Below are 13,032 nucleotides of genomic sequence, written 5' to 3'. Positions count from 1 at the left end.
AGTTGAACATTCTTTTTATTCGAAGGTTATTTGTACAGCGATAAAGCCAGTGCGCCGAAGATGGCGATGAAGATGCACAGCCGCGCCAGCGACGGATGCCACACCATGCGGTACACACCCAGCCAGCCCAGCACGCGGTCGAGCAGGGTTTGCAGGCCGATGCTGAGGATGAACAGGGGCAGCAGGGTAGGAATCAGGATTCCGAACAGGGCGAATTCACGTGGCATGGTGGTCTCCGGCGCCAGGCGCCATATGGTCGAGTAATGAGGTGTAGATCGAATGCAGGTCGACCAGTGCGGTCTGCAGGCGCACGTCCCGTTCCGGCAGCGTGTCGCGGGCGGCTTGGGCGGAGCGCACCACGGCGCCCGCCTGCAGGGTGGCGGCCAGCGCCCCCTGCAGTTGCGCGTCGCCGCGCGTGCGCAGCCAGGCGGCGATGCTGTCCACGCAGCGCTGCAGGGCGTCACGCGCAGGGCTGGGCTGGGCGCTGGCGATCAGTTCGCGCAGTTCGATCACCGAGTGGCCGATTTCCAGCAGGGTCAAGGCCTGGCGCACGACGGCGCGCGTGGCCACGCCCGGCGCCGGTCCTGCCGCCGCATTGAGCTGGCTGAGGAGGTCGCGCACGCGGTTGTCGAATCGGTGCTTGACTCTTCGCGCGGGCGCCGTGCACGCATGCAGCGCTTCGCGCCACAGGGCGCGGCCGATGTGGTCCTTGTGGCCCATCGTGTGCTCGGGCAGCAGCACGGCAAACACGAGGGCGGCCAGCATCAGGCCGATGATCAGCGCCATGCCCGTGTTCAGGAACGCCGCGCCATCGACGCGCATGACGTTCAGCGGCGCCATCTGCGTGATGAAGGTCGACACGCCCAGGCCCACGCCCAGCTTGGCGGGATTGGTCATCAGGTACAGGCCGACGGCGAGGAAGGGGGTGAAACTGAGTACCAGCATGGGGAAGCCGTCGCCGTGCAGCAGCACGAAGTACACGCAGACGAGCGATAGCGGCATGGCGATCAGAAAGCCTGTCAGCACTTGCCGGATCATCATGATGGGGCGCGGCGAGGACGAGGCCAGCGCGCAGAACACGGCCGCCATCAGCATCGCCGTGCTGGCGTAGGGCCAGGCGAGGAAATAGGCGCCCAGCGCCAGCAGGGCCAGGCTGATGGCCGCGCGCGCGCCGCTGGCGATGACCAGCGCGGGCGGCGTCTTCGGCGCATACGCCTGCGGCGTGCTGACATCGAGCGGCGTGTCATGGACGAGGCTGAAATACACTTCGTGAAAGCGGCTCATGTCGCGCGCGAAGCGTTCCAGCAACTCGCACACGGTGTCGAAGTCGATGCGCTGCGCATGCGCGACTGGAGCCGCTTCCATATCTGTGCGCGCCTGCGTCAGCGCCGTTTGCAGATGCCGCTGCATGGTATCGAGCGAGTCTTGCGAAGGCGTCGCTTGCAGCGCCTCGGCGACGATGGCGTACAGGGGCGCGCACGCCTGCATGACCTGGGTTTCGCCATCGCGCTGCAGGCGGTCGAACAGGCGGTGAAAGGTATAGAAGGTGGTCAGCGCCGTCATGAAGGTGGCGTTGAAGGCGTGCAGCTTGCGGTTTTGCGCACGCACGTGACCCACTTTGCTGGTCACTTCGAACAGCGCGGCCGAGCGGCCCAGTTCCAGCGCCGCCACGTCGGCGGCAAACTGCAAATGCGTCAATTCCACCTGCGCCGGCGTGAGCTTTTGCTGCAGCACGTCCTGGCAAAAGGTGAGGAACTTGCCATAGCGCGCCTGCACCGTGCGCATCACCTGGGTGCCCTGGTGACGCGGCAGCAGCACGCTGGAGACGACGGCCGAGCAGATGATGCCCAGGCCGACTTCGGCCACGCGCGTGACGGCCAGCGAGAACACCTGCATCGGTTGCTCGATGGCGGGCAACACGATCATGCAGGCCGTGTAGCCGGCCAGCACGTACACATACGACTGGGCATTGCGGTGCAGGGCCGATCCGCTCGTGCACAGGCCCACCCACAGGGCCAGGCCGGCGAACAGCAGTACGGGCTGCTGCGGGAACAGGCCGATCAGGGTCAGCGCGGCCAGGCAGCCCAGCAGGGTGCCGCACAGGCGGTAAAAGCTTTTTTCCAGCACCATGCCGCTGCTGGGCAGGGCCAGGATGATGGTGGTGGTCATCGCCGTGCTGGGCGAATCGAGTCCCAGGCGGTAGGCCAGCCACAGCGCGCAGAACGCGGCGATCAGGGTTTTGCCGACGTAGATCCAGCGTTCGCCTTCCGTCGTGCGCCAGTCCTGCAGCGCCAGCGCCAGCCAGTGGGCCGCCCGGCTCAGGGGGCCATATGTAGGTGTTGTGGCTGGCGTCATCGATAGGCTATCAGTTCTGGTTGTTGAGATTATTCAGGTTGCGCAGCTGGCGCATGTACAGCTTGTCGAGCACTTGCAGCTCTTCTTCCGTAAAACCCTCGTACAGGGCCGAGGTTTCCTGGTACACGTCGGGCAGCGCCGTTTCGATCAGCGCGCGGCCCTTGTCGGTCAGCGAAATCATCACCGAGCGGCGGTCGCCGGGACGCGTGCCGCGGTGGATCAGGCCGCGCGTTTCGAGGTCGTTGCACACGCGCGTCAGGTTGGCCGGCTTTTCATGGCACGCCATGCCCAGGGTGCAGGCGTTCGAGGTTTCGTCATCCGTGCCGTACAGCACGGCGAGCACCATGTAGCTGGCATCGACCAGGTCGTGCTTTTTCAGCGCGGCATTGGTCAAGTCCTTCATGCCTTTTTGAATGTGGTACGTCATGCGCAACAGGCGCATCAGTTCCATGGGGAAGCCTGGCATGCGCGTGCGGATGTTTTGCAGCCGCTTGGAGGTGGCGTCAAAAGCGGTCATGTCATATTCCTTCATGTGTGAATAAAGTTCCGATTGTATCTTGTTGAGCTAGTGCAATACCAGGATTGCAAGCTTAGATCCCGCCTCCCAGTGCATTCATCAAGGAAACGTACAGATCCAGTTCGCGCGCTCCATTTTGCGCCTGCTGCTGTTCTTCCGCCAGCAGCGCCACCTGCGTGTTGAGCATGGCGATGGCGTCGCTCATGCCCGCCTTGTAGGCCTTTTCCGCCAGGTCGCGCGCGCGCTGTGCCGTGGCCAGCGCCTGCACGGTCAGCTGGTGCTGCTTTGCCAGCGACTGGGCACGGGTGACGGCGTTGGCCACGTCCGACATGGCGTTGATGACGGTGGCGTTGTACTGTTCCACGGCGCCGTCGTACACGGCCGTCTGGCTGCCCAGCTGGGCGCGCAGGCGGGCGCCCGCAAAGATGGGCAGGCTCAGCGCGGGCGAGATGCCGCGGATGTCCGAGTTGGCGTCCAGAAAGTGACTGAAACCGAAGGCCTGGAAGCCGGCAAAGGCCACCAGGTTGACGTTCGGGTAGAACTCGGCTTTGGCAGCGTCGATGCGCTGCGCCGCAGCTTCGACTCTCCAGCGCTGGGCGGCGATGTCGGGGCGGCGGCCGATCAGGTCGGCCGGCAGGGCGGAGGGAATGGCCAGCGGCTGGTCCAGGCGCAGCACGGGGCGCGTGAGCGCCGCGCCGGCGGCCGGACCCTTGCCCGCCAGGGCCGCCAGCTGGTTGCGCAGCAGGGCCAGCGATTCGGCCGACTGTTCCAGCTGACGGCGTCCCGCCGGCAGGGTGGTTTCGATCTGCGCCACGTCAATATCGGTGCCGATGCCGGCCGCCTTGCGCTGGCGCGTGATGTCGAGGATGCGCGCGCGCTGCGCCAGGCTGCGTTCGATCACGTCCTGCAGCTGGAATTCATACGATAGCTGGATGTAGGTGCGCACCAGCGCCGTTTCCAGGGCCAGGCGGGCCATCTGCGATTCGGCCGACGCCAGTTGCACGTCGCCCAGGGCGGCGGACAGGGCGGCGCGGTTGCGGCCCCACAGGTCCAGGTCGTACGACGCCGTGACGGTGGCCTGGTTGCGCCAGGCGTAATTGCCGGCCAGCGGCGCCGGCGTGCTGCCATGCTGCGAATACAGTTCGCGGTTGATGGAGACATTCGCATCGGCCTGCGGGCGGGTCTTGTCTTCCGCCGCACCGGCCAGCGCTTCGGCCTGGCGCACGCGCGCCTGGGCGCCGCGCAGGGTGGGGCTGTCGGCCAGCGCCTGGTCCATCAAACGGTTCAATTGGGGGTCGTGCAAGTCTTGCCACCATTGCGCGCGCGGCCATTGGATGGCGGCGCTGGCGGCGGCATCCATGGCCTGGCTCGCTTGCAGCTTGTTGGCGTCGAGCATGGCCGATTGCGGCGCGATATGGCCCATGTCGGCGCAAGCGCTCAAGGCAAGGGTCAGGCTGGCGGCAAGCAAACGGCGGTGCAGAGACATGCAGGGACTCCGGGAGAGATAGTGTTGGGGGTGCTGCTGGGTATCACAGCTCGCCGCGGGAGCTTCGGGAGTGGCCCGAGTGCTGCGCCGCAACTGAGGTGTATTACTGTGACTGAAACCGGCTGACTGGTTTCTTATTTTACGACGTGCCTGGTCGTTTGCGCGACATCAAAGTCCGCTTCCGTTTGCGGAATCAGGCCAGCCTTGCGGGCGGCGTAGAACTCGGCCATGACTTGTTCGCGTGTCACCTGGCTGGCGGCGGTGGCCGGCATTTTCGGGTAGTCGACTTCGCTGGTGGCGATTTCGCCGGCGTTGCGGGCACGGACGTATTCGGCCGTGACCTGCTCGCGCGTGAGTTGCTGGCTGGTGGCAGGCGCGGCGCTTTGGGCAAAAGCCGAGGTGGCGGTAGTGATGGCAAACAATGCTGCGATGAGTGATTTGGCTTGCATGATAAGACTCCAAAATGTGCATGATGGCTGGGTGGATGGGCCGGCTCGCCACGTACCGGTCGGTTCGGTGGCAAGGCGCTGGTGGGCGCCGTGCCGCCGATGAAGCAATTTCTGGATGAGAAGATGCTTACTTGAATTAACTATAGCAATGAATAGTACATTTGTGAAGTAATTTCTGAAAATATTTGTGCGATGCCGCATTTTCCCTGTGGCAAATGCCGTGCAGGCGTGCGCCGCTGGCCAGGGCAGGGGAGTAAGCTGGTTTTTTATGCAAGGGAGTCAGCCAGGATGGCCGCGACATCGACATCGATCATGTGACGCGCCTGGCGCCCGTACCGCCGGCAGAGGAGGGCGAGGGGGAATTGCTGCGACGAATTACTGTCCCTCCTGCGCCATCAGCGTAAAATGCAGGCAAGGCGGCGTGCGTGCCGCCATGGCCAGCCGGCCGGCACAGGATAGGATGTCAGAGGATGCAAACGCAGATGTCGGAAGAGAAAGAAAAAGACGTGATGTCGATGTACCGCGAGACGCGGCCGCGCGAGTTTTTTGGCGAAAAAAGTAACACCAATCACCTGGCCTGGAGTGTGCTGGTGATGTTGCTGGCGCTGGCGTTCTGGCTCGTCGTGGCCCTGGCGGCGGCGGAAAACCAGCGCTATGCGCTGGCTACGAAGGCGTGTCAGGATCGCGTGTTTCCTGCGGAAATCGACACGTCTTGCCTGAAGCAGGTCAAGTCGCGCGATCATTGGTGGCAGCATGTGGGCCATGCGCTGGTGCGCATGGGCGATTGAGTCGGGCGCAAGCTGGCTGAACGACTTGGCTGAACCTGGCGGCGGCGAAGGCCGCCGCGGTGATGGGGAGAGAGTGCGGGAGGCATCATGCCACGCGATCACTCGCGCGAGCAGCCGCAATGGCTGCTCGCGCGCCACAGTGCCTTGACGGCGCGCCAGTTGCTGCGCGCCTATGGCTTGCTATGCCTGTTTTCCCTGACGATTGCCGCCGCCTTTGCGCTGCGCGGCATCTGGACCATTCCCGTCTTTTCGTTCGCCGAACTGGGCCTCGTGGCCATCGCCCTGCTGCATTACCTGCGCCATGCGCGCGACTATGAGCACATCGCCCTGCGCGACGGCGAGCTGATCATCGAACAGGTCAGCGCCGGCCACTGCCGGCGCCACCACTTTTCGCCGTGGCGCACGCGCATCGATGTGCCGCAATGGCCGCGCCAGTTGATACATATCAACGATACCGGTGCTGGTGGGGCGCAGGTGGACGTGGGCGTGTACGCCACGCCCGAACGGCGCCGGCAGGTGGCGCAGGAACTGCTGGCCCTGCTGCCACCGCCAATGTCGTCGCCAGCGCCACCGTAATCGCCTTACACGGCCCGCGACGGGCCTTCCCACAGATTGATATGGCCTTCGCGCGCCTGTACGTCGATGGCGGCCAGCTCGTCGGCCGTGAACGACAATTGCTGCAGCGCGGCCACGTTTTCGCGGATTTGCGCGCTGCTGCTCGCGCCGATCAGGGTCGACGTGACGCGGGGATCGCGCAGCACCCAGGCCAGCGCCATCTGCGCCAGCGTCTGGCCCCGCTGCGCGGCGATCTGGTTCAGCGCGCGCACGCGGGCCAGGTTTTCCGCGCTCAGGTGCTGTTGTGTCAGCGAACCGCCGCCAGGGCGGTTGACGCGCGCATTCTGCGGCACGCCGTCCAGGTATTTGTCGCTGAGCAGCCCCTGCGCCAGCGCCGTGAACGTGATGCAGCCCATGCCTTGCTCTTGCAGGGTGTCGAGCAAGCCGTCTTCCTCGATCCAGCGGTTGAGCATGTTGTAGGCCGGCTGGTGGATCAAACACGGCACTTTCCACTCTTTCAGCAGGGCGGCCGCCTCGGCCGTTTTTTGCGGCGAATACGACGACAGGCCCACGTACAGCGCCTTGCCCTGCTGCACGGCGGTGGCCAGCGCGCCCATGGTTTCTTCCAGCGGCGTGTCGGCATCGTAGCGGTGCGAGTAAAAGATGTCGACATAGTCGAGGCCCAGGCGCTGCAAGCTCTGGTCCAGGCTGGCCAGCACGTATTTGCGCGAACCGCCGCCCTGGCCGTACGGACCGGGCCACATGTCCCAGCCCGCCTTGGTGGAAATGATCAGTTCATCGCGGTACGGTAAAAAATCGTCGCGCAGCAGCTTGCCGAAATTGCTTTCCGCGCTGCCATACGGCGGGCCGTAGTTATTTGCCAGGTCGAAGTGCGTGATGCCCAGGTCAAACGCCGTGCGCAGCATGTCGCGCTGCGAAGCCAGATGGTTGCTGTCGCCAAAGTTGTGCCACAGTCCCAGCGACAGCAACGGCAGTTTCAACCCGCTGCGCCCGCAGGTACGGTATGGCATGCTGTCGTAGCGGTTCTCGGCGGCGTGGTAGGTCATGGCATCTCCTTGTCAATGAATCGCCTATTTTGGCGCAAAATCAAGGTGTCCGTGCATGCGCCTTGCGCGCGACGGGACGCGCTTTACAATAGGCGTTGAGGAATCTCGCAAGGAGCGGTCATGGAAATCGAATTGAAATTGTCGCTGGCACCGGAAGACGCGCCCCGCCTGCGCGCACACCCGTTGCTGGCGCAGTCCGCGCCAGGGCCACTGGTGCTGCAGATGCACGATATCTATGTCGATACGCCCGATTTGCAGCTGTGCCGCCATCAGGCGGGCTTGCGCGTGCGCCAGGTGGACGGGCGCTGGGTGCAAACCCTGAAGGCGGGCGGCACGGTCAGCGGCGGCTTGCACAGCCGCCACGAATGGGAGGGCGAGGTGCCCGGGCCGCAACCGGACCTCGCCGCGCTCGACTCTGCCATCGGCCGCAAGCAGCCCATCCGCACGCTGCTGCGTCAGGATGCCATCCGCGACGCCTTGCGGCCCGTGTTTACCACGCGCATCGAGCGCACCGTCTGGCAGCTGCGTACGCCGCAGGGCGACGAGATCGAATGCGTGCTGGACCAGGGTGTCATTGAAAGCGGTGTGGACGGTGCCGATGGTGCCAATGGTGTCGATGGTGAGGGATACAGCGTGGCCGTCAGCGAGATCGAGCTGGAGTTGAAGCAAGGGCAGGCCGCCAGCCTGTTCGACGTGGCGCTGGCGCTGCTGCAAGAGGTGCCGCTGCAGCTGGGCCACATGAGCAAGGCTGAACGCGGTTACCGCCTGGTCGCGCAGCAACCCTTGCGCGCCGTCAAGGCCCAGCCACTGGCGCTGGACGGGGCGATGTCGGTGGAGCAAGCGTTCCTGGCCATCGCCGGCAATTGCCTGGAGCAGGTCAGCGGCAACCAGGATGGCGTGGCGGCGGGCGCGGATGTGGAGAGCGTGCACCAGATGCGCGTGGGCTTGCGGCGCCTGCGCTCGGCGCTGGGCATGTTCAAGTCCCTGCTGGTGCTGCCGGACGCCTTGAAGAGCGAACTCGACTGGCTGGGCGGCGCGCTGGGCGAGGCACGCGACTGGGATGTGTTGGCTGGCAATACCCTGGCGCAACTCGATGGCGAGGCGCAAGCGGATGCGGCAGCGCTGGCGCAGGCAGCGCACGCGCAGGCGCGGCTCAAGCATGTAGAGGCCGCCCAGGCCGTCACCTCGGCGCGCTGCACGGCTTGCATGCTGGGCTTGCAGCGCTGGCTGCAGGCGCGCGCCTGGCGCGACAGCTGTTCCGCGCGCCAGGTGCGGCGGCTGGACGCGCACGTTTCCCCGTTTGCCCATGCTACCGTGCGCAAGGACCAGCGCCGCCTGATGAAGCGCGGCAAGCGCCTGCTGCATGCTTCGCCGCAGCAGCGCCACCAGGTGCGCATCGCGGCCAAGAAGACGCGTTACGCGACGGAATTTTTTGCCTCGCTGTTTGCCACGCGCACCGTGCAACCGTATGTGGGGCGCTTGTCGGCCCTGCAGGATGAATTGGGCTGGCTCAACGATGTGCAGGTGGCCGACCGGCTGCTGCTGCAATTGCCGGATGTCCAGGCCGACCAGGCTGACCAGTTCGCCCAGGATGGGCTGCGGCTGCACGCGGCCTTCATCCGCGGCTATCTGGCGGCGCGCGCGCAGGCGCAGGGCAAGGATGGGCGCATGCACAAGGCCTGGCGGCGCTTCAAGGCGGCCCGTTTGCCGGCTTGAGCGCAACACGGAAGAACTCGGAGCCGTCAGGACGGGCGCCTGCCGCCCGCTCGCGTTTGCGCCAGCGCAGCTTCAGCTCACAGTTTGCTGTTCTGGCAGCCGGCACTGACGCATTCGCGCACGCGGTCTTGCAGGAATTGCGCGCGTTCGATGGTGGTCTGGGTGGCGCAATCGAGGTTGACATAGAAGTCCGATGCTTCGCGTTTGGAACAGCTCTTGTTGCGGTTGCTGATCCACGCCAACTGGCCCGATTTCAGCTTTTGCTTGCCGCTGGCATCGAGCTGGGAGCTCAGCTTCTTGTAGTTGGCGTTGAGTTCCTTGTCCGCTTCCTGGTACACCTTGTTCAGGCAATACAGGCCGTCGAAGTCGTTGCGCGGCGTGTCGCAGGCCGAGTTGGCGAAGGCGGAACCGGAGGCAAGGACGAGCAGGGCAAGCATGAATTTTTTCATTGTTTTCTTTCATCAAGGGATGGCGGCGAGGCTTGCCGGCGAGCACGGGCGTGCGCTTGCGCATCTTACAATATTCCGCATGCTGATCTTGTTCGTTTGACCAGTGTGTGCCGCCTGCATGTACTTTCTGCGTGGACATAAAAAAGCCCGCGCTCGCAAGCGCAGGCTTCTTTCCAGTACACGTCACTGCGGCGCAGGCCGCGGACACGTCCGGTTTACGTTGTCAGGAACCGCTTACGCGAAGTTCTTGGCAACGAATTCCCAGTTGACCAGGCCCCAGAACGTTTCCACGTACTTGGCGCGCAGGTTGCGGTAGTCGATGTAGTAGGCGTGTTCCCAGACGTCGCAGGTCAGCAGTGGCTTGTCGCCGGTGGTCAGCGGGCAGCCGGCGTTCGAGGTGTTGACGATGTCGACGGAACCGTCGGCTTTTTGCACCAGCCAGGTCCAGCCTGAACCGAAGTTGCCCACGCACGACTTGGTGAATTCTTCCTTGAACTTGTCGAACGACGACCATTTGGCGTTGATCGCGTCAGCCACGGCACCGGTAGGAGCGCCACCGCCGGCCGGCTTCATGCCGTTCCAGTAGAAGGTGTGGTTCCATACTTGCGCCGCATTGTTGAAGATGCCGCCCGACGATTTCTTGATGATCTCTTCCAGCGACAGATTCTCGAACTCGGTACCCTTGATCAGGTTGTTCAAGTTGGTGACATACGCCTGGTGATGCTTGGCATAGTGGTATTCCAGGGTTTCTTTCGAAATATGCGGCGCCAGAGCGTCCATTTCATACGGCAGTGGTGGCAGAGTATGTTCCATGTGATGTCCCTTTATGGTGAGTGTTCGGAGTCTTCCGGCCCAGGCCGGAGGGTTGAGCCTGCGTGCTTGAACCAAGCATTCTTGCTGAACGAGCCACTATTGTAAAGCGGATGCGCCATTGCTGCAGATTCCCACACGCGTCGTGGATGCCGTTGGCGTAGTGATTCTCGTTCAGCTTGAACCGGGCGCCGTGCGCCCGTCCGCCAGCCCTAGCGGATGCGGCGCGTGGTTTCCCTGACGATCAGTTCCAGCGGCGGAATGGCCGCCTGCACGGCTTCGCCATTGATCAGTCCCAGCAGCGCTTCGGTGGCGATGCGGCCGATGTCGTACAGCGGCTGGTGGATGGTCGTCAGCGGCGGCGTCGTGTAGGACGAGCCAGGCAAGTCATCGAAACCGACGAGCGAGATGTCGTCGGGCACGCGGATGCCCTTGCGGTACAGGCACAGGCGTACGCCGTAGGCGGACAGGTCGTTGGCGGCGAAGACGGCGCTGAATTGCTGCTGCGTATCAAACAAGTGGTTCATGGCCAGCATCCCGCTTGCTTCGTGGAAATCGCCTTCCACCATCAGCTTCGGATCGATGGCGATGTCCGCTTCGCGCAGCGCGCGCTGGTAGCCCGTCAGCCGTTCGGCCGCATCCGTGTTGTTGGCGGGGCCGGAGACAAACGCGATGCGGCGGTGGCCCAATTCCACCAGGTGGCGCACGGCCAGGTAGGCGCCGTATTCGTTGTCGAGCTTGAAGCCGATGGCGCTTTTCGTCGCCAGCAGGCGGCCCGTCGAGACGATGGGCCGCTGCTGCGAGAAATCGAGCACGCTCTGGTCTGAGATGCGCCCGGACAGCAGGATGATGCCGTCGACCTTCCGCGCCAGCAACAGGCGGATGCGGTCGGCCTCTTCCTGCGCATTCCAGTGTCCGCTGACGATCACGGACGCGTAGCCCGTGTCTTTCAAGCCGTCGTCCACGCCGCGCAGGCTTTCGTCGAAGAAAGGGCTGGAAATATCCTGCACCACGATGCCGATGGTCATCGAGCGTCCCTTTTTCAAGCCCTGCGCCATCTGGTTCGGCGCAAATTTCATATGCGCAATCGCCGCCAGCACGGCGTCGCGCTTGTCGTCGGACACTCTGGCCGTGCCATTCAGGATGCGCGAGACGGTGCTGGGCGACACGCCGGCCTGGCGGGCCACGTCGAGCAGGGTGGAGGGGGGAGCAGCGTGGGCGCTATCGTTCAAGGTGATTCCTGGGTATCAAGATGGCTGGTTGTCAGTGCTCTGAAAACCTTTTCAGTGAAAGATTACCATAAATGGTCAAAGGGCCGTGGGTCGGCGCTTGAAAACGTTTTCACAAAAAACAACGGCAGCTCACATGACGAATTTTTGCGCTTTTTCATAGGAGAACACGCGCCACGGCATGCAGCTTGCCACGCTGCCCTCAATAAAAATGACAACTTTTTCGGTTGACTTGATTTTCTTTGCGGTGTTAAATGGACGCATGTTGTGAAAACGTTTTCAAGATAGAAGACGCTCAATAAACGGAGATGAAATAATGAAGTCAAGCATTCTTGGCGCCGCCCCTCTGGCCGCGCTGACCCTGGCCTTTGGTGTGGCCGCCGCGCCCGCAGCCGTCCCGCCGGCCGCCGTCCTGCCGGCGCTGGCACCGGCGACCATCACTGTCGCCTCGTTCCCCGACCTGGACCGCGCCGTCAAGACGGCCTTGCCCCTGTGGGAAAAGCTGTACCCGCAAGTGAAGGTCAAGCTGGTCAGCCTGCAGATCGACGACCACCACAACTCGATGACGACGGCGCTGGCGGCCGGCGCGCGCCTGCCCGACGTGATGGCCATCGACTTCCGCTATGTCGGCAGCTTCGCCGAATCGAAGGGCATGGAAGATTTGCTGCAGCCACCGTACGGGGCAGGGCAGTACCGTGCCCAGTTCGTGCCGTTCACCTTCGTGCAGGCGACCAGTTCGCGCGGCACCCTGGGCGCCATGCCGGCCGACCTGGGGCCGGGCACCCTGTTTTATCGCAAGGACTTGATGGACAAGGCGGGCATCAAGGAAAGCGATTTGACGGCCTCGTGGGAGTCGTATATCGCCGCCGGCAAGAAGCTCAAGGCCGCCACGGGCACCTATCTGCTGGCCGGCGCCAGCGACCTGGCCGACATTTATATACGCGCCAATCTGAAAGATGGCGAAGGCATTTACTTCGGCGACAAGGGCCAGGTGCTGGTCGACTCGCCCCGTTTCGTGAAAGCCTTCGAACTGGCCAAGGCGGCGCGCGTGGCGGGCATCGACGCGCGCACCGTGGCCTGGACGGGCGAGTGGGCCGAAGGCTTCAAACGCGACAAGGTGGCCAGCCAGATGATGGGATCGTGGCTCAGCGGCCACCTGGCCAAGTGGCTGGCGCCGGCTTCCGCCGGCCAGTGGCGAGCGGCGACCCTGCCGGCCGGCGCGCTGGCGTCGTATGGCGGCTCCTTTTACGGCATCCCGAAAAAAGCGGCGAATAAAACCCAGGCCTGGGAATTCATCAAGTTCATGACCGTGAACAAGGATATCCAGCTGCACTCCCTGAAAGAGATCGGCGCCTTCCCGGCCCTCAAGGCGGCGTATGCGGACCCGATGATGGACGAGCCGCAAGCGTATTTCGGCGGCCAGAAGACGCGCCTGCTGGCGCGCGACACGGCGGCGAAGATTCCCGTCATCCGCGTTGACAAGTTCGACGCCGTGGCGCGCGACATCGTCAACATGGAACTGGAAAGCGTGCTGGCGCAAAACAAGGACATCAAGACGGCGCTGGCCGACGCCAAGGCCCTGATCACCCACCGCGCGCGGCGCTAGGAGCA

At 63.9% G+C, this 13,032-nt stretch carries 13 protein-coding genes; 4 read left to right on the top strand and 9 right to left on the bottom strand.

Annotated elements, in window-relative coordinates; translation table 11 throughout:
- Nucleotides 1-26 precede the first annotated feature (26 nt).
- The 5 genes from O0882_RS17625 to O0882_RS17605 form a co-directional block, all read right to left on the bottom strand.
- Nucleotides 27-227, bottom strand: a complete 201-nt coding sequence (locus O0882_RS17625; RefSeq protein ID WP_070224633.1) for a DUF1656 domain-containing protein — start codon at nt 225-227, stop codon at nt 27-29.
- A complete protein-coding gene (locus O0882_RS17620; RefSeq protein ID WP_289950064.1) occupies nt 217-2,355 on the bottom strand; it encodes an FUSC family protein in 2,139 nt (712 codons plus the stop codon). Before O0882_RS17620 ends, O0882_RS17625 begins: the two co-directional genes overlap by 11 nt.
- A gap of 10 nt (nt 2,356-2,365) precedes the next feature.
- A complete protein-coding gene (locus O0882_RS17615; protein ID WP_046682655.1) occupies nt 2,366-2,872 on the bottom strand; it encodes a MarR family transcriptional regulator in 507 nt (168 codons plus the stop codon).
- A gap of 73 nt (nt 2,873-2,945) precedes the next feature.
- Complete coding sequence (locus tag O0882_RS17610; protein ID WP_289950062.1) at nt 2,946-4,358, bottom strand: efflux transporter outer membrane subunit; 1,413 nt, start codon at nt 4,356-4,358, stop codon at nt 2,946-2,948.
- Nucleotides 4,359-4,492: 134 nt separating this feature from the next.
- The gene (locus tag O0882_RS17605; RefSeq protein ID WP_289950060.1) at nt 4,493-4,807 is read right to left on the bottom strand and encodes a DUF4148 domain-containing protein; all 315 of its coding nucleotides are present in this window, start codon (nt 4,805-4,807) and stop codon (nt 4,493-4,495) included.
- A gap of 470 nt (nt 4,808-5,277) precedes the next feature.
- On the opposite strand from O0882_RS17605, the gene O0882_RS17600 reads away from it, so the two are divergent.
- Nucleotides 5,278-5,595 (top strand): hypothetical protein, encoded by a 318-nt coding sequence (locus O0882_RS17600; protein ID WP_289950056.1) that lies wholly within the window; start codon nt 5,278-5,280, stop codon nt 5,593-5,595.
- An 87-nt stretch (nt 5,596-5,682) separates the two neighbouring features.
- Nucleotides 5,683-6,171 carry a DUF2244 domain-containing protein gene (locus O0882_RS17595; protein ID WP_289950052.1) on the top strand — a complete coding sequence of 163 codons (489 nt, stop codon included), beginning with the start codon at nt 5,683-5,685 and terminating at the stop codon, nt 6,169-6,171.
- A 5-nt stretch (nt 6,172-6,176) separates the two neighbouring features.
- Here the strand turns inward: O0882_RS17595 and mgrA are convergent, their stop codons facing one another.
- Nucleotides 6,177-7,217 (bottom strand): L-glyceraldehyde 3-phosphate reductase, encoded by a 1,041-nt coding sequence (gene mgrA / locus O0882_RS17590; protein WP_289950050.1) that lies wholly within the window; start codon nt 7,215-7,217, stop codon nt 6,177-6,179.
- A 120-nt stretch (nt 7,218-7,337) separates the two neighbouring features.
- On the opposite strand from mgrA, the gene O0882_RS17585 reads away from it, so the two are divergent.
- Nucleotides 7,338-8,933 (top strand): CYTH and CHAD domain-containing protein, encoded by a 1,596-nt coding sequence (locus tag O0882_RS17585; protein ID WP_289950048.1) that lies wholly within the window; start codon nt 7,338-7,340, stop codon nt 8,931-8,933.
- Between the two features lie 77 nt (nt 8,934-9,010).
- Here the strand turns inward: O0882_RS17585 and O0882_RS17580 are convergent, their stop codons facing one another.
- The 3 genes from O0882_RS17580 to O0882_RS17570 all read right to left on the bottom strand — a co-directional run bounded on the left by O0882_RS17580 (nt 9,011) and on the right by O0882_RS17570 (nt 11,424).
- A complete protein-coding gene (locus tag O0882_RS17580) occupies nt 9,011-9,382 on the bottom strand; it encodes a lysozyme inhibitor LprI family protein (RefSeq protein WP_289950047.1) in 372 nt (123 codons plus the stop codon).
- A 234-nt stretch (nt 9,383-9,616) separates the two neighbouring features.
- Nucleotides 9,617-10,195 (bottom strand): superoxide dismutase [Fe], encoded by a 579-nt coding sequence (sodB, locus tag O0882_RS17575; RefSeq protein ID WP_071078930.1) that lies wholly within the window; start codon nt 10,193-10,195, stop codon nt 9,617-9,619.
- A 209-nt stretch (nt 10,196-10,404) separates the two neighbouring features.
- Nucleotides 10,405-11,424, bottom strand: a complete 1,020-nt coding sequence (locus O0882_RS17570) for a substrate-binding domain-containing protein (RefSeq protein ID WP_071078929.1) — start codon at nt 11,422-11,424, stop codon at nt 10,405-10,407.
- A 313-nt stretch (nt 11,425-11,737) separates the two neighbouring features.
- On the opposite strand from O0882_RS17570, the gene O0882_RS17565 reads away from it, so the two are divergent.
- Nucleotides 11,738-13,027, top strand: coding sequence for an extracellular solute-binding protein (locus O0882_RS17565; RefSeq protein WP_289950044.1), 1,290 nt, complete (start codon nt 11,738-11,740; stop codon nt 13,025-13,027).
- Nucleotides 13,028-13,032 lie beyond the last annotated feature (5 nt).

Source organism: Janthinobacterium sp. SUN073 (assembly GCF_030397665.1).
In the GTDB taxonomy this organism is placed as follows: Bacteria; Pseudomonadota; Gammaproteobacteria; order Burkholderiales; family Burkholderiaceae_D; genus Janthinobacterium.
This window is presented reverse-complemented; position numbering and strand designations above follow the sequence as displayed.